Genomic DNA, 15,785 nt, shown 5'->3' on the forward strand with positions numbered 1-15,785 from the left:
CAGGTATCTCTATAGATCGTTCTTTAAAATAGGAATATCATGAAAATCATTGATCACCTGGGTTATCAGACCCCGTTCCAGGACATCCCGGTCCGAATCCGGGAGAAAGTGCGTCTCGTAACTCTGAACAAGGGTCGTTCCTCCCCTTCGATACACCTCCTCAATACCCTTTACTCCATCCTGATTCACCCCGGCAATGAGCATGCCGATCGTTCCCGACTCGAAGATTTCAGCCGCGGATATCATCATGGCATCTATGGGTTTTCCTTCAGTAGGTCTACTCTCTATATAAAACGTGTCTTCAAAGATGTCCTCATGAATGCCGATATTGTTGGAGAGTGAGTTTACATACACCGTTGATTGCCTGAGAATCGTTTTGTCGGCGGCGACAACCACATTGAGGGGAGATACCGTATTGAATTTTTCAACAAACGATTCGAGTATCATCGGCGAAATATCCTGACTGATGAGTATTGGTGTTTTGAAGTCCCTCGGCAGATGGTGCACCAGCCTGATAATATGGTTCGGACCGCCCAGAGATGTCCCGACGACAATAATTCTCTTTTTCGTCCATGGAGCATTCTCCACCTGTGGGCGATCGGATAATTCCTGGATTTTCACCCGCCTGATATTCTCCACATCAACGGTGGACGCGATCTTTATACGGTGTATCAATTCCTCCTTCTGGGACTCAATATTTCGAGATACCGATCCGGACGGCTTCGGCAGAAAATCAACAACGCCGAGTCTGAGACTCTCGAACGTCACGTCCCCCTGATGGGTCAGCGCGCTGACCACGACAACGGGCGTGGGGCATTCGATCATAATATGCTTAAGCGCGGTAATACCGTCCATTTCCGGCATGTCGATATCAAGGGTCACCACGTCCGGCTTCAGGGTTTTGACGGCCTCGATCCCCTCCTGTCCCGTCTTCCCGTATCCCACCACCTTGATATTCTCGTCGGACTCCAGGAGCCTGGTGAGCTCTTTTCGCATGAACTCCGCGTCATCGACGATCACAACCCTGATATTTTTATCTACCATACCGTCACCTTCATCCGAGTACCTCGCGAACTAACTCCTGAAGACTCTCCATCACAAACGGTTTTTCGAGACAGCCGAACACTCCCCCCCTGTCCAATAACGTTTTTTCCTTTTCACTGATATATTCATAGAGGAGTACAACCTTGAGCTCCGGATGGAGTTCCCGCAGTTTGAAAAAAAAATTCATTCCCCCCATACCGGTGAGTGCGATATCCGAGAGAATAAGGTCAAATCCCCGGTCATTAATTCTTTCCAGGGCGTTTTCCGCGCTGTTCACGGTTTCTATCGTAATTTCCGGATAATCCTCGAGGATTTTATTTTTCAGGTAATCGGCGTATGCGCTTTCCTCATGTACTATCAGAATTCCGTTGTTGGTGGCATGCATGTGACAGTTGACTCATTACGAAGTAAAAAAACCGATATGGTATCGGGATACCGCCTGGAACGCCATACATGGCGCACGAACAAACAAGACGGCTGTTCGAATCATTAAAATTGCAAGAATCATGCCTAATACCGACTTTTCGCAACGGAACTCCTCCCGCATAAACAGAATTGTCCTGTAATATCAATATGATAGACTGTTCGCCATGTGTGTGTGACCGCAAAAATAAATTCTCTGACCCACACACCCATAAAACGCAAAATATTTTACATCCCTGTTCCCTCGAATATATTATTTATATATTGTATAATAATATCAACAAATTACAAAGCATTTTAGAATGATACAAGATGGCAAAAAATTTTGCATTTTTCGGAAAAATCTCTGTGTTTATTATGTCCTGTATGTATCATACTCCTGAAAAAACCCTTGCCTCCCGAAGGGAAAGGGTTTACCATGCCAATGTTCAATATCGTGAACAGATCGTCCAACCGTATGTATATCCATCTATTGAGGAATAATCCATGCCAACGCTCTTTGAAGAGACCCGTATCAAGTCCATGACATTGAAAAACCGTATCGTACGCTCCGCTACCTTTGAGGGAATGAGCAGTGATAACGGAAAACCCACCGACGATCTTCTTACCCTGTACGAGCGCCTTGCCCGGGGCGGTACGGGGCTGATCATCACCGGCATGTTCTATGTCTCGGACGACGGGAAGTATAGAAAAGAAGGGGCCCTGGGAATCCACACCGACGACCTGATCCCGTTGTATCGATCCATCACCGACAGGATTCACGCCCTGGGGGGCGCCATCGCCACGCAGATAGCCCACTGCGGCCGGCAGACGACGCCGGCGGCCATCGGCACCCGCCCCATCGCCCCGTCGGCGGTCACCGATCGCTCAAGCTTCATCACCCCCCGGGCCATGACCACCGACGACATCCGGCGGGTCATCGACGATTTCGCCGCCGCCGCCGGTCGGGCCAAACAGAGCGGCTTCGACGCCGTCCAGATCCACGGCGCCCACGGCTACCTGGTCAGCTCCTTTCTGTGCCCACACACCAACCGCAGGACGGATCGCTGGGGGGGATCCCTCGAAAACCGCATGCGCTTCGTCACCGAGGTGGTCGGGGCGTGCCGGGAGTCCGTCGGAGACGACTACCCGCTGCTCATCAAGATCAGCGCCACCGACGGCATGAGGCGGGGGTTGACCCTCACCGAGAGCGTCGAGGCGGCGAAGATGCTCGACGCCCTGGGGATAGACGGGATTGAGGTGAGCTGCGGCATCGCAGAGGACAGCATGACGACCCTCCGGGGAGACCTCCCCATCGACGCGTTGCTGGACGACCTGGGGATGTTTCGGGGAAGGCCGCTTCTGCGCTTTTTCACCCGCAGATTCGGCAAACGTCTCTTCGCCACGCCATTTTCCGAGGAGTACAACCTGGACGCCGCGATTGCCATCAAGGAGGCGGTCTCGGTACCTGTTTTCGCGGTGGGCGGCGTCACCCGCCCCGAGCGGATGGAAAAGATCGTTCAAGAGGGATGGGCCGACTATATATCACTCTCCCGTCCGCTGATCATCCAGCCCCACTGGCCCAACAAGATCCAAGAAGGAGACACACGACCGAGCCCGTGCATCAGGTGCAACCACTGCCTGATATATCTCCCCGCAGCTCCCCTCAGATGCTACCACGGCCGCCGCATCGGGGAGGTAAAAGGCGCCGACACGAAAAATATGTCTTAATTTTTTCACCCAAGGGAGGAACCGATGGCAAATCCATTCGTGCACATTGAGTTGACCTCCGACGATCCGGTCAGGGCGAAAGAGTTCTACGGGAAGCTCCTGGACTGGACGCTGGAGGATATCCCAATGGAGGGGGACGTCTATACCCTGATTCATGTAGGGGATCGGGGCGCCGGCGGCGGCATCATGAAGACGCCTGCGCCGGGTATTCCGACCCGCTGGCTTCCCTACATCGAGGTGGATGACGTGGCGAAAAAGACGGCCCTCACAACTTCGCTGGGAGGACGGGTGGAGATGGAAAAGACCGAAGTGCCGGGGATTGGGTGGTTCGCCGTCATCACCGATCCCACCGGGGGTGTTGTGGGGTTGTGGGAGACAATGAATCCCTAAAAGCACACGGGGGCGGGGATGAATATCCCCGCCCCCGTCGTGTCCTAAGCATAAAAATTCAACTTATGCGTCCACCTCCGCCACAGCGCGAATCCATCCCGCAGATGCGCCCTTGATCTTAATCGGGAAGCAATAGAAGGTAAACCCGGTCTGGGGTATCTTGTCCAGGTTGGTGAGCTTCTCGATCTGGAAATATCCCTTCTCGATGCCGGCGAAGTGCGCCTCCCAGATGAGGGAGGGGTCCTTTGTTTCCTGAAACTCCTGGGCGATATAGGGGAGCGGCCGATCCCAGCTCCAGGCGTCGGTCCCCACCACGTTCACGCCCATATTCAGGATATGCAGGGTCGAATCCCTCCCCATGCCGCATCCCTTCATCAGGTATTCCTGCTTCCCCCAGTATTCATCCGCGCCGGTCATGATCAACACGGCGTCCCCCGGCTTGACCGTATACCCGATGCGCTTCAATTCCTCATCGACGTCATCCGGGGTCACCTTGTAGCCGTCGGCGTATTTTCTGAAATCCAGCACCACCCCGTCAGAGATGCACCATTCCAGGGGCATCTGGTCCACCGTCTTGGCCGGCTTCCCCCCGTCCTGGGTGGGGTGATAGTGCCACGGGGCGTCGATGTGCGTCCCGGCGTGAGTGCTCACCGAAAGAAGTTCCACCGCCCATCCCTTGCCGTCCGGCAGATCCTTTTTGGGATCAATGCCCGGAAAGAACGGGATCATGGTCTCCGCACCCGCATCGTGGTCTATGTATTGAATCTGAGGGATCATCAGGGGCGGATCCGAGGGGAGTCCGTCCTCGATGGCAATTGACAGGTCTATAAATTTCCTCGCCATACCCAACACTCCTTTCCATGAATGCCAGTCTCATAAACGGCCGGATCGCCGTATTCCGTACAACAGTCTGTTATCAGTCTTTCTTCATGGCGTCGACGATGCGTCGTCCCGCCTCAATAAGGCGCTCCTCGGTGGTGCACAGGGTCAGCCTGACGTAGCCCTCTCCGCTGGGGCCGAAGCCGGAACCGGGGGTCACCACGATATGGGCCTTCTTCAGCATGAGCTCCGTGAACGACTCCGAGGTATACCCCTCGGGCACCCGGACCCAAAAATAGAAGGTGGCCGACGGCGTGCTACATTGTAATCCCGCTTTTTTGAGCGCCGAGGCGAGCACGTTCCTGCGGCTTCGGTAGACGTCCCGGATGGGGACGGACAGCTCGTCGGCGTGATCCAGGGCGAAGGCCGCGGCCGCCTGTATCGGCTGGAAGATGCCCGAGTCCATGTTCGATTTCGCCTTCCCCAATCCCCCCACGATTTTTTGATTCCCCACGGCGAAGCCGACGCGCCATCCGGTCATATTAAACGACTTGGAGAGGCTGTGTATCTCCATGCCCACATCCTTCGCCCCCTCCACTTCAAGAAAGCTCATGGGGCGTTCGGTATTGAAATAAAGCTCCGTATACGCCGCGTCGTGGACGACGATGATATTGTGCTTTTTCGCGAAAGTAACCACGTCTTTGAAATACGCCTCGTCGGCGATTGCCGAGGTGGGGTTGTTCGGATAGTTGAGGTACATGAGCCTCGCCCGCCGGGCGGTGTCGTCGTCGACGGCGCTCAAATCCGGAAGGTATCCGTTTTTCTCCAACAGCGGCATATACGAAACCTCGCCGCCGGAAAACTTCGCGGTAATGGCATACACCGGATACGCCGGCTCCGGCACCAGGACGACATCCCCCGGATTCACGAAGGCCACCGGTACGTGAGAGATGCCCTCCTTGGAGCCGATGACGGAGACGACCTCCCCGTCCTGCTGTATATGTACCTCGAACCTGCGGTTATACCACTCCGCCACGGAGCGGCGAAACACCTCCATGCCCCGGGTGAAGGGATACCGATGATTGAGAGGATTTTCCACCTCCCGCTGGAGCACCTCGATGATGGGCTTCGGGGTCGGCAGATCGGGGTCTCCCACCCCCAGGTCGATGATGTCCGCCCCCGTTTTTTGCATCTCAGCCTTGAGCTGGTCGATTTTTTCAAACAGGTAGGGGGGAAGCTCGTTGATACGATCGGCATAGGTCACTTTCATCGGCGTTCATTTCCTCAAGGTCAATAACAAGCTGATTATAGGACACGTCGGGATGTGGGCGGTTCCCGGGACGTTACTCCGCCTCAATCACGCGGTTGGACAGGGTCCCGATTCCGGCGATGGTCACGTCCACCCGGTCCCCCGGCTCCAGGGGGCCGATCCCCGCCGGGGTTCCGGTGGCGATGACGTCTCCGGGAAGCAGGGTCATAATCCGCGAGATGAACGATACCAGCTCGAACACGTCCCAGTTGAGGTGTTTCGTGTGTGATGACTGTACCGTCTTGTTGTTGACCCTGGTCTCGATGGCGACATCGGTGGGATCGATATCGGTATCGATCCAGGGCCCGATGGGGCAGAATGTGTCGAAGGACTTCGCCCGGGTGAACTGTACATCCTTCACCTGGAGGTCCCGGGCCGTCACGTCGTTGACGCAGGTATAGCCCAGGATATACTCCTCGGCGTCTTCGGGGGAGACGTTTTTCGCCTCCTGGGAGATGACCACCGCCAGCTCACCCTCGTAGTCCACCCGTTCCGACATGACGGGGTAGATGATATTCTCATCCGGTCCGATGATGGACGTGGACGGCTTGAGAAAAATCATCGGGTCTGCGGGAAGGTCCATCCCCACCTCCTTGGCGTGGTCGGTGTAATTCAGGCCCACCGCCACCACCTTCGAGGGTGCCGTGGGGGCCAGGAGCGTCACCTCCGGCAGGAGATAGACGACCGCGTCTTCATCCGACGGGATCTCTCCATTCACAAGCTCTATGATGTCGTCTCCATCCACGATGCCGTACCGGACCGATGAGTCGGCAAAAAAACGGGCGATCTTCATGTATTATCCTTTCTCCACGCCGAGATGCGAGGAGTCAATGTAAAGATATATCGAAGCGGATGACTCGCTGTGTATCGCTGTCCGAAAGAGCCTGTTCGGGCGCCCGACACCTTCTCTTCGCTTACGAGAGACCCAGCACATCCTGCATGTCGTACATTCCGGGCTGACGTCCGATGACCCAGCGTGCGGCGCGAACCGCGCCGGAGGCCAACGTCATGCGGCTGTGGGCCCGGTGCACCAGCTCGATGCGCTCCCCGATACCGCCGAAGATGACCGTGTGCTCGCCCACGATGTCCCCGGCCCTCACCGCCATCACGCCGATTTCTTCCGTGGTACGTTTGCCCACCATCCCCTCCCGGCCGTACACCCCGGCCTTTTCCGTATCCCGCTCCAGCGCCCGGGCGATGATCTCGTAGAGTCGTTTCGCCGTGCCGCTGGGGGCGTCCACCTTCTGTCGGTGATGGGCCTCGATGATCTCCACGTCGTAGGCACTTCCCAGCACCGCCGCCACTTCGCCCGCGATCTTGAACAGGACGTTCACGCCCACGCTCATATTGGGGGCCATCACCACAGGAATCACCGAGGACGCCTCCGTTACCCGGGTCACATCGTCATCGGAAAGCCCCGTGGTGCCGGTGACCGCCGCGATTTTCGCATCCGCCGCGGCCCGAATCACCGCCACGGTCCCCTCGGGCGATGAAAAATCTATCAGCACATCCGCCCCTTCGAGGGCGGCCTTCATATCATCAGTAATTTTAATCCTCTCCGCCGCCTCCCCCGGCCCACCCTGCTCCGCCAACGCGGGGGTTCCCAGGGCCGGATGCCCCGGCATCTCCAGGGCGCCGGAGAGAGTCATGTCGCCCTCGCCCATCAGGGCGGTCATCACCGTCCGCCCCATCCTGCCGCTGGCGCCGCTTATCGCCACATTAATCATATCGATCCTTCCGATTTCGTCTGTTACGATTCCTCGATCGCCGGGGGTTCGCCCTGACCGAGGGCCCCCACGTCATCCAGCCGGTCCTCAAACCTGCCCAGCTTGGAACCGGCGTCGTCGTATTTGTTCCGCGCGTTTTTCAGATGCGTCCCCAGCACCTCGAAATCCTCCCGGAATTTGGTGAAATCCCCCTTGAGGCGATCCAGATGCCCCAGCATCTCCCGGGCGTGCTCCTCGATACGCATCCCCTTGAGACCCAGGGCAATGGCCTGAAGATAGGCGTAAAAGCTGTTGGGGGATACCGGGATGACGTTTTTCGCGAGGGCATAGTTCAACAGCGACCGCTCACCCCCCAAATCCTCGTCCCGGATGATGGTTTCATAATATATATTCTCCGCCGGGATATACATCAGGGCGAAGGCGAAGGTTCCCTCGTCGGTGCGGATATATTTTTCGGAGATCTCGTCGACCTGCTTTTTCACATCCCCCACGAAGGTTTTCTTCGCCCGCTTCTTCTCCTCGTCGCTGTCGGCCCCGATATACTTCCTGAAGTTTTCCATGGGAAACTTGGCGTCCACCGGCACCATACCGTCCCGGAGGATGATGACCGCGTCCACGATTTCGCCCGTGGAAAAGCGATACTGGGTCTTGACGTGCTCTGCGGGGAGTATCTGGGCAAGGAAATCCGCAAGTAAAAACTCCCCGAATCCGCCCCGAAGCTTCGGCGCCTTCAGGATGTCCTGGAGTTCCAGGATGTCCTTTCCCACCGCCACGATCCGCTGCTGGGCCACCTCGAGCCCGGTGAGGGTCTCAGTGACATTTCGGAGCCGCTGATCCACGCTCTCCCGGGTGCGCTCCATCGACTTGGCGTTGATATCCAAGCGCTTTTCCAAAAGCGCCGAGTTGTCCGCCAGCCGCTTGTCGATGAGGCCCTGGACGTTGGTGAGCTTGTTGTCCACCGAGGTGTTGACCGTCTGCATCATCGATTGGAGCTCTTTGGCGAGGGTGCGGCCGCTTTGCTCCATAATGAGGCGCATCTCCTGCTGGCGCATCTCCTCGCCGTGCTTGAGCCGGCCCATGGAGGCCAACAGATAGACGAGCAACACGACAAGGGCGATGATCAGACCGCCCCCTCCAAGGAGGAGCGCCATGCCGTATTCGGATATGAAATTCATCGTGTTATACTATCAACTATTCGTCTCCCTGTAAATCTCTTTTTCCTCCATCCCAACAAGCGCCTCCAGAATCACGAAGTAAAATTCCTCCAGTTTTCTCAGTCTGTTCTCGTACCAGGCGTAATAGAACACATACGGGACCATCAGGATAAACAAAAGCCCCTCGATGAAAAGGAGCGGCCTGATGAATTCACCCCCGGCAAGGATGACCGGAAGCAGCAGGAAAAAAAGGACCGTCACCAGGGCGAAGGCCCCGAAGTGCATTTTTCGCTCCTCCTTGAAATATTCCACCTTTTTGTCGTGCACGGTCAGAAGCCATTCCAGATCTTTTTCATTCAGGTGATCGACGGATCGAAACCTGTCCTTCAGGTGTGTCTCGTAAAACTCAATCGTCCGGGGCATGGGCGTCCTCCATTCATTTCACGTCTATTGAAAACTTCAGACGGCCTTCATTATAATAATATCGGCCTTTCCGGTCAAGAATGCTGGTTGTCACACCATCCGCTTTGACACGCGGGGAAAAACCGCATATACTTATACTATTCCGCACGTCCCGCCGGACGTCGATATCCGGCCCGTCGGGAATGCGACATGTCAAACCACGTTTTCAATCCAAGGAGGAAATTCATGAAACGATTATCGATAGCATGCGCTGGACTGATCGCTGGGATACTGCTCCTCTTTTCGACGGTCACAGTGATGGCCCAGGCGCCCGACCTCTATCCGTCCGAGAGCATCCCCACATCCGCGGGGGAGCTTCTGGATGTGAGCGTACTCGGAAGTCGGGCGGATTATTATATTTGCTACACGTTCCGGGAGCCGGGCGGGAAGCTGACCACATACGTGTTTCAGGTGGGAGGATCCCGGGTGACTGACGCGGCGAGCATGGATTTCCGACTGTCCCATATCCTGCACCCGATGAAGTAGCGGCGGTCGTCACCACCGACGAGCAGGAAATGCTTTTTTCGTTTTCTCTTTTCATTCGTGACGATTCTGGTCTATAATGGCGTCCATTGACCCGACGCTCTATCAACAGGGGGGAAAAGACCCGTGAAACGCACGATTTTACTACTGGGCCTCTTCATGGTGCTTATATCGACCGGCTGCGTGACCACACACCAGGGGGGGCCGTCCTCCGGAGACACCGCCAGGAACGCCTCCTACGACGAGGCCAGGGATTTATACAACCTGGGCGTCATCGCCTTTGACGCCGGTAACTATGAAGTGGCCCTCGAATATCTGAACCAGTCGAAGACCCTCTGGACGGGGAGTAAAGAGGGCGAGGCGGAGGTGCTCCTGGCGCGGGCCCGGGTCTATTCAGCCATCGATCAATACGACCTGGCTTTGGCGGATATCGCCCGACTGATCGTCCAGTCCCCGGACAATCCTGAAGCCTACTTCGAGCGGGCCGTTATCAGCTACCGGCTGGGAAACGTATCCAGCGCGGAAGACGACCTGCTTTCCGCCCTCACGATCGACCCGACCTATGCCCGGGCGCACAATCTCATGGGGGTTATCCACCGTTCCCGGAACAATCCGGAGCTGGCCCTGGCCTCCATCAACAACGCCGTTCGATATGACGACTCGTACGCCCCCGCCTACTACAACCGCGGGCTGATCAAGTTCGACATGGGAGACTGGGAGGGGGCCGTCGCTGATTTCTCGGAAGCCATCGTCCGCTATACCGACGACCAGACCGACTACCTCGCCCAGGCACACTGTCGGCGGGCCGAGGCGTTTCTCATGCTGGGAAACGCGAAGATGGCCGAGAAGGATCGCGAAAGGGCGGAGATCCTCTCTCCGGGCATGTGCGACAGCGGCCAGGACCTCAACGAAGTCCGCGGGAAGGGCGGCATCTCCCGATAAGGATCGGAATACGACACGAAACAGGGGAATTCCCATAGGGAATTCCCCTGTTTTCATTTATATGATATTTCAACCATGCCGCTTTATGCGGCCCGGCGCATCGCCTACGCCTTTCCCGCGCACCCCAGTACGTTTTTCAGCTTGTGGCGAACCAGCTCCCGGATGGCGTCCCGGGCGGGACCCAGGTATTTCCTGGGATCGAAATCCTCGGGATTCTCGACGAAGTGCTTCCTGATCGTGGCGGTCATGGCAAGGCGGAGGTCCGTGTCTATGTTGACCTTGCACACCCCCAGCTTTGCGGCCCGACGGATCATCTCCTCGGGAACGCCCCTTGCTCCGGGGAGCTTGCCGCCGTAGGCGTTGGCCTGCTCGACGAACTCCGGCAACACCGTGGACGCCCCGTGAAGCACCAGGGGGTAGCCCGGAAGCTTCTCGGAAATCACCTCCAGCCGCTCGAAATCGAGCTGCGGCTCCCCCTTGAACTTGTACGCCCCGTGGGACGTCCCCACGGAGATGGCCAGAGAGTCGCACCCGGTCTTTTCAACGAACTGTACCGCCTCGTCGGGATCGGTGAAGACCGACTTCTTGCTGGAGATGGCGTCTTCGATGCCCGCAAGCTTCCCCAGCTCCGCCTCCACCGGAATTCCCCGCTCGTGGGCGTATTCCACCACTTTTTTCGTCAGGGCCACGTTTTCATCGAAGGGATGTTTCGAGCCGTCTATCATGATCGAAGTGAAGCCGCCATCGATGCACGATTTTGCTATCTCGAAATCCTCACCGTGATCAAGGTGCAGACACATCGGCACATCCGCGGTTTCAAGGGCCGCCTCCATCAGCTTCAGCAGGTATTCATGCCGGGCGTATTTCCGGGCTCCCGCGCTGACCTGGAGGATCAGCGGCGCCTTTTCGTCCTGGGCCGCCTCTACAATCCCCTGTATGATTTCCATGTTATTGATATTGAACGCACCCACAGCGTACTGTTCCCTGTAGGCCCTCTCAAACATCTCCTTTGTTCCGGTCAACGGCATATCGCAATTCCTCCTTGTCCATCGTTATGACTGGTTTATGAGATAAGCTTGAGCGCCCTCTCGGTTATCTTTTCGACGCTGAAACCGTATTGTTCAAACAACACGTCCGCCGGGGCCGACGCGCCGAAGGTCTCCACCCCCACGATGTCTCCGTCGATGCCGACGTATCTTTCCCATCCGAAGGGAGACGCCGCCTCGACGGCGATCTTTTTCACGCCCCGAGGGAGGACCTCCCTCCGATATTCCTCTGGCTGCTCGTCGAACAGCTCAAAACAGGCCATATTTACCACCCGAGCGTTGACGTTTTTCTCGGCCAAGGCCTGTGCTACGGAAAGGGCCAGGTGCACCTCGGCGCCGGTGGCGATGAGAATCAGGTCGGGCTCACCCCCGGGCTTCGTCAGTGTGTAGCCCCCCCTTTCGATCTCACCCGCTTTCGGGTATATCCCTCGATCGAGCAGGGGCAGCCCCTGTCGGCTGAGAATCAGGGCCGTGGGGCCCGATATCCTCTCCAGGGCGATTTTCCAGGCGGCCGCGGTCTCCTGTGCATCCGCGGGACGGATCACGGCGACGTTCGGCATCACCCTCAAGGCGGCCAGGTGCTCCACCGGCTGATGGGTGGGGCCGTCCTCCCCCAGGCCGATGCTGTCGTGGGTAAACACGTACACCACCCGAAGCCCCATCAGGGCCGCCAGGCGTATGGCCGGGCGCATGTAGTCCGCAAACACCAGGAACGTCCCGCCGTAGGGCACAAGCCCCGCAAGGGCCATGCCGTTGAGCATCGCGGCCATGGCGTGCTCCCGAACACCGAAGCGGATGTTTCTCCCCCCGAGGTTTTCCCTTTGGAAATCCGTGTAGTTCTTCAGATACGTGTTGTTGGAGGGGGCCAGGTCCGCGGATCCGCCGACAAGCCAGGGGATCACATCCGCAAGATTGTTGAGTACCTCCCCCGAAGCGGCCCGGGTGGCCGTCTTCTTTTCCGGGTCGAAGGCCGCATCCAACACCTCCCCCCATCCCTCGGGAAGCCCCTTCTCCGCGATCAGCGCCATTTCTTTCGCCCGCTCGGGATTTCTGGCCTTGTACTCCTCCATCGCAGCCCGCTCGGCGTGGACATACGCCCGTTTCTCACTGGCGATCTCGGTGAAATGTCGGGATACCTCCGCGGGCACGTAAAAGAGGGGCTCTGTGGGCCAGCCCAGGTTTTCCTTCGTCTCACGGACGTGTTCCGAGCCCAGGGGAGAACCGTGGCACGACGCGCTCCCCACCTTTGCCGGACAGCCGAAGCCGATGTGGGTCTTGATCATGATCAGGGTCGGCCGCTTCTCCTCCGCGATCCCCCGGCGGACGGCGGCCTCGATCAGCTCTGTATCGTTGCCGTCGCGCACGGTCAGGACCTGCCACCCCGCGGCGCCGAATCGTTCGGCCACGTTGACGGTAAAGGTGATATCCGTATTGCCCTCGATGCTGATGTCGTTGTCGTCATAGAGATAAACGATATTACCCAGGCCCAGGTGCCCCGCAAGCTCGGCGCTTTCTTCGCTGACGCCCTCCATCAGGTCCCCGTCGCCGACTATGCCGAAGACCCGCTCTCCCACGACCGCATGGTCTTTCGTGTTGTATCTGGCGGCGAGATGCCTGAGGGCCAGCGCCATCCCGACACCGGTGGCGAAGCCTTGGCCGAGGGGGCCGGTGGTGGTCTCCACTCCCGGCGTATGGCCGTATTCCGGGTGTCCGGGGGTCTTGCTTCCCCACTGGCGAAACGCCTTCAGATCGTCCATGCTTATATCATAGCCGCACAGATGAAGCAGGGCATACAACAGCATGGAGCCGTGACCCGCCGACAGGATGAATCGATCCCTCCCTATCCACGCCGGGTCTTCGGGATCGAACCTGAGAAATTTCGTAAACAGGGTATATGCCATTGCGGCGGCGCCCATGGGCATGCCCGGATGACCCGACTTTGCTTTTTCAATCGCGTCCACCGCCAGCATTCGAATGGTATTGATACTCAGGGCCTCGATTTCCGCCTTATCCTTGCCTTTCATCCATTACCTCCATGCCGTCATCATCTTCCACTGCCAGGTACACAGCACCAATAAGCTGAACGGCGGGATTGACAATCACCCACACCGGTACTTCCTTCAGGTAGTCTGAAAGCCTCCCCTTGTCCAAAAACGACTCGATGAACCGTCCGTCGGTCATCGCTGGAAGAATTTTCGGGGCGATCCCCCCGCCGATATACACACCCCCATCGGCCATCAGCGTAAGCGCCATGTTCCCCGCTTCCGCGCCGTACGCGGAGACGAACATGCGAAGGGTCTGAACCGATATGTCGGACACCCCATCCAGCGCGTTTCTCGTGATGATCTGGTTGGGGTCGGTCGGCCTCTCACGCGGCGGTTTTTCATCGATCCCGCCCTTTTCCCGATCGAGAAGCCGCTCCACGTCCGGGTCCGGGGCCGCGCGGCCGGTATCTTTCAAAAACTCATAGATGGACCGAATGCCGCCGCCGGAGATCACCCGCTCCTTGCTGACATGCCCGTATCGGGAGCGGAGATAGTCACAGAGCGCCGCCTCCTCGTCGTTTCTGGGCGGATAATCCGCGTGCCCCCCCTCCGAGGGGCGGGGGATCAACACCGTTTCGTCCCCTCTTTTCATGGGGATCAGGTACGCCTCTCCCAGGCCGGTGCCCGCGGCGACGATGGCCGCCGTCCCTCTCCGACGCCCTCCTCGATATCCCCCGGGATGCAGGCACACAAGGTCAGTATCTTCGAGGTGCGGCGTACCCGCCGCCAGGGCCACCAGGTCGTTGACCAGAAGCGTCCGGTCACAGCCAACCATGCGGGAGATATCACGCCGATCGATGCGCCATGAGAGGTTGGTCACCAGCACCGCCCCATCATGAACCGGTCCCGCCGCCGCCACACAGGCGCCGTTGATCGCTTCGTCCCCAGCCAGAAAATCGGCGACGATATCGCCAAAGGAGTCGAAATCGCGATTTGTATAGTCTGTCCGGCGATCCATCACCGGGCCGCCCAATTCTTCGGTAAAGAGGGCAAGCCGGGTGGTGGTGCCGCCGATATCTGCGGTAAAAATCACGGTATCATGCGAAAACCGAGCGGTATTGTTCCGCTCGATGATGGATTCAAAAAATTTTCTGTATTGTACTTTTTCCACCAAATGATAGCACACCTGACAATCTTGGCAAGGGAAAACATCCGAAAAAGGAGGCAATAACCCGGTTTCAAAGAGAGTGAGTGGATCAATGAACTTAAAAAAACAAAAAATTCGCACGAATGTGGAAAATTCCGGACGTTTCTGTTTTCATTCCTTCAAAAACCTGCTACAATGGAGTCCGCGAAAATGAACATTGTTATGTCAAAGAACGAGGTGTGGAACATGGCTGGAACCTACAAAGTCTTTGAAATTGAGAAGAAGGAAAAATTCGCTTGGTTATTCATGAACCGACCGGAAAAACTCAACGCATGCGGACCCGACTTCTGGAGAGAAGCGGTGGACGTGATGGAAGAAATGGACCAAGACGACGACGTGCGCGTGGTTATCCTGGGGGGAAGGGGAAAGGCCTTCACCGCAGGTATTGACCTGATAGGCATGGCCGGTGAGGTGACGGGTCTCACCGAACCCGGAATCATGGGCAGAAAGCGCGTAAAACTCATCAAGGACATCCTGAGACTTCAGAAATCCATCACCGCGTTCGAGTCATGCAGCAAACCCGTCATCGCCGCAATCCAAGGCCACTGCATCGGCGCAGGCGTGGACCTCATCACCGCCTGCGATATCCGGCTGGCTAGCGAAGACGCCACCTTTTCGGTGAGGGAGGCACGGATAGCCATTGTTGCCGACGTGGGCACCCTGCAGCGCCTTCCCCGTATCGTCGGTGAGGGATTCGCCAAGGAGATGACCTACACCACCCGGAACTACTCGGCTCAGGAAGTAAAAGAGATGCACCTGGTCAACTACGTCTATCCCGATAAGGACACGATGTACGCGGCCGCCGAAGACCTGGCCCGGGAGATCGCGGACCAGTCTCCTCTGGCGGTGATGGCGGCCAAGGATGTCATCCATTACTGCAGGGATAAGTCGATGGACGACGGCTTGACATATGTCGCCCACAAGAGCGCAAACATCCTCCCCTCAAAGGATCTCTTCGAGGCACTTGCCGCATTTGGAGAACGGAGAAAACCTGATTTTACTGGTGAGTGATCGAACCGGTGTTGTTTCGGGATGATGCGTTATTGAGAGTATCTTTATCATACAATTTTTGTCACCCCCGTAT

Annotated in this window: 16 protein-coding genes; 5 read left to right on the forward strand and 11 right to left on the reverse strand. The window is 57.3% G+C overall.

Annotated features, from left to right (window positions below; translation table 11 throughout):
- Positions 1-9: 9 nt before the first annotated feature.
- Positions 10-1,044, reverse strand: coding sequence for a response regulator (locus JW885_01470; GenBank protein MBN1880816.1), 1,035 nt, complete (start codon positions 1,042-1,044; stop codon positions 10-12).
- Positions 1,045-1,054: 10 nt separating this feature from the next.
- A complete protein-coding gene (locus JW885_01475) occupies positions 1,055-1,429 on the reverse strand; it encodes a response regulator (GenBank protein MBN1880817.1) in 375 nt (124 codons plus the stop codon).
- 524 nt (positions 1,430-1,953) lie between these two features.
- Here JW885_01475 and JW885_01480 point away from each other — a divergent pair.
- Both JW885_01480 and JW885_01485 read left to right on the forward strand, forming a co-directional pair.
- On the forward strand, positions 1,954-3,177 hold the full coding sequence (locus JW885_01480) for an NADH:flavin oxidoreductase (GenBank protein ID MBN1880818.1): 1,224 nt from the start codon (positions 1,954-1,956) through the stop codon (positions 3,175-3,177).
- A gap of 24 nt (positions 3,178-3,201) precedes the next feature.
- Positions 3,202-3,567: a VOC family protein gene (locus JW885_01485; protein MBN1880819.1), complete on the forward strand. Its 366-nt coding sequence runs from the start codon at positions 3,202-3,204 to the stop codon at positions 3,565-3,567.
- 63 nt (positions 3,568-3,630) lie between these two features.
- On the opposite strand, the gene JW885_01490 is transcribed toward JW885_01485, so the two are convergent.
- The 6 genes from JW885_01490 to JW885_01515 form a co-directional block, all read right to left on the reverse strand.
- Entirely contained in the window at positions 3,631-4,410 is a 780-nt protein-coding gene (locus JW885_01490; GenBank protein ID MBN1880820.1) for a cyclase family protein, read from the reverse strand.
- A gap of 73 nt (positions 4,411-4,483) precedes the next feature.
- Positions 4,484-5,656: an LL-diaminopimelate aminotransferase gene (locus JW885_01495; protein MBN1880821.1), complete on the reverse strand. Its 1,173-nt coding sequence runs from the start codon at positions 5,654-5,656 to the stop codon at positions 4,484-4,486.
- Positions 5,657-5,729: 73 nt separating this feature from the next.
- A complete protein-coding gene (locus tag JW885_01500) occupies positions 5,730-6,488 on the reverse strand; it encodes a fumarylacetoacetate hydrolase family protein (GenBank protein MBN1880822.1) in 759 nt (252 codons plus the stop codon).
- 121 nt (positions 6,489-6,609) lie between these two features.
- Positions 6,610-7,422, reverse strand: coding sequence for a 4-hydroxy-tetrahydrodipicolinate reductase (locus JW885_01505; protein ID MBN1880823.1), 813 nt, complete (start codon positions 7,420-7,422; stop codon positions 6,610-6,612).
- A 23-nt stretch (positions 7,423-7,445) separates the two neighbouring features.
- Complete coding sequence (locus tag JW885_01510) at positions 7,446-8,597, reverse strand: DNA recombination protein RmuC (protein ID MBN1880824.1); 1,152 nt, start codon at positions 8,595-8,597, stop codon at positions 7,446-7,448.
- Positions 8,598-8,609: 12 nt separating this feature from the next.
- Complete coding sequence (locus JW885_01515) at positions 8,610-8,999, reverse strand: hypothetical protein (protein MBN1880825.1); 390 nt, start codon at positions 8,997-8,999, stop codon at positions 8,610-8,612.
- Positions 9,000-9,224: 225 nt separating this feature from the next.
- Here JW885_01515 and JW885_01520 point away from each other — a divergent pair, with 225 nt between their 5' ends.
- Both JW885_01520 and JW885_01525 read left to right on the forward strand, forming a co-directional pair.
- Complete coding sequence (locus JW885_01520; protein MBN1880826.1) at positions 9,225-9,524, forward strand: hypothetical protein; 300 nt, start codon at positions 9,225-9,227, stop codon at positions 9,522-9,524.
- A gap of 123 nt (positions 9,525-9,647) precedes the next feature.
- Complete coding sequence (locus JW885_01525) at positions 9,648-10,463, forward strand: tetratricopeptide repeat protein (protein MBN1880827.1); 816 nt, start codon at positions 9,648-9,650, stop codon at positions 10,461-10,463.
- Positions 10,464-10,567: 104 nt separating this feature from the next.
- Here the strand turns inward: JW885_01525 and fba are convergent, their stop codons facing one another.
- The 3 genes from fba to glk are packed head-to-tail and all read right to left on the reverse strand — an operon-like array spanning position 10,568 to position 14,587.
- A complete protein-coding gene (fba, locus tag JW885_01530; protein ID MBN1880828.1) occupies positions 10,568-11,491 on the reverse strand; it encodes a class II fructose-1,6-bisphosphate aldolase in 924 nt (307 codons plus the stop codon).
- 35 nt (positions 11,492-11,526) lie between these two features.
- Entirely contained in the window at positions 11,527-13,533 is a 2,007-nt protein-coding gene (gene tkt, locus JW885_01535; protein MBN1880829.1) for a transketolase, read from the reverse strand.
- Positions 13,517-14,587: a glucokinase gene (glk, locus tag JW885_01540; protein MBN1880830.1), complete on the reverse strand. Its 1,071-nt coding sequence runs from the start codon at positions 14,585-14,587 to the stop codon at positions 13,517-13,519. The genes tkt and glk overlap by 17 nt, the downstream gene beginning before the upstream one ends.
- A gap of 300 nt (positions 14,588-14,887) precedes the next feature.
- Between glk and JW885_01545 the strand changes: the two genes are divergently transcribed.
- Complete coding sequence (locus tag JW885_01545) at positions 14,888-15,712, forward strand: crotonase/enoyl-CoA hydratase family protein (protein ID MBN1880831.1); 825 nt, start codon at positions 14,888-14,890, stop codon at positions 15,710-15,712.
- The last annotated feature ends 73 nt before the right edge of the window (positions 15,713-15,785 follow it).

Source organism: Candidatus Zymogenaceae bacterium (assembly GCA_016931225.1).
Classification (GTDB): domain Bacteria; phylum Desulfobacterota; class Zymogenia; order Zymogenales; family Zymogenaceae; genus JAFGFE01.

Excerpts from the sequence above, each read along its gene's own strand:
- JW885_01470 (MBN1880816.1), bottom strand. The coding sequence starts at position 1,044 with ATGGTAGATAAAAATATCAGGGTTGTGATCGTCGATGACGCGGAGTTC.
- tkt (MBN1880829.1), bottom strand. The coding sequence starts at position 13,533 with ATGAAAGGCAAGGATAAGGCGGAAATCGAGGCCCTGAGTATCAATACC.
- JW885_01520 (MBN1880826.1), top strand. The coding sequence starts at position 9,225 with ATGAAACGATTATCGATAGCATGCGCTGGACTGATCGCTGGGATACTG.
- JW885_01490 (MBN1880820.1), bottom strand. The coding sequence starts at position 4,410 with ATGGCGAGGAAATTTATAGACCTGTCAATTGCCATCGAGGACGGACTC.
- JW885_01485 (MBN1880819.1), top strand. The coding sequence starts at position 3,202 with ATGGCAAATCCATTCGTGCACATTGAGTTGACCTCCGACGATCCGGTC.
- JW885_01505 (MBN1880823.1), bottom strand. The coding sequence starts at position 7,422 with ATGATTAATGTGGCGATAAGCGGCGCCAGCGGCAGGATGGGGCGGACG.
- JW885_01480 (MBN1880818.1), top strand. The coding sequence starts at position 1,954 with ATGCCAACGCTCTTTGAAGAGACCCGTATCAAGTCCATGACATTGAAA.
- fba (MBN1880828.1), bottom strand. The coding sequence starts at position 11,491 with ATGCCGTTGACCGGAACAAAGGAGATGTTTGAGAGGGCCTACAGGGAA.
- JW885_01510 (MBN1880824.1), bottom strand. The coding sequence starts at position 8,597 with ATGAATTTCATATCCGAATACGGCATGGCGCTCCTCCTTGGAGGGGGC.
- JW885_01545 (MBN1880831.1), top strand. The coding sequence starts at position 14,888 with ATGGCTGGAACCTACAAAGTCTTTGAAATTGAGAAGAAGGAAAAATTC.
- JW885_01475 (MBN1880817.1), bottom strand. The coding sequence starts at position 1,429 with ATGCATGCCACCAACAACGGAATTCTGATAGTACATGAGGAAAGCGCA.
- JW885_01500 (MBN1880822.1), bottom strand. The coding sequence starts at position 6,488 with ATGAAGATCGCCCGTTTTTTTGCCGACTCATCGGTCCGGTACGGCATC.
- JW885_01515 (MBN1880825.1), bottom strand. The coding sequence starts at position 8,999 with ATGCCCCGGACGATTGAGTTTTACGAGACACACCTGAAGGACAGGTTT.
- JW885_01495 (MBN1880821.1), bottom strand. The coding sequence starts at position 5,656 with ATGAAAGTGACCTATGCCGATCGTATCAACGAGCTTCCCCCCTACCTG.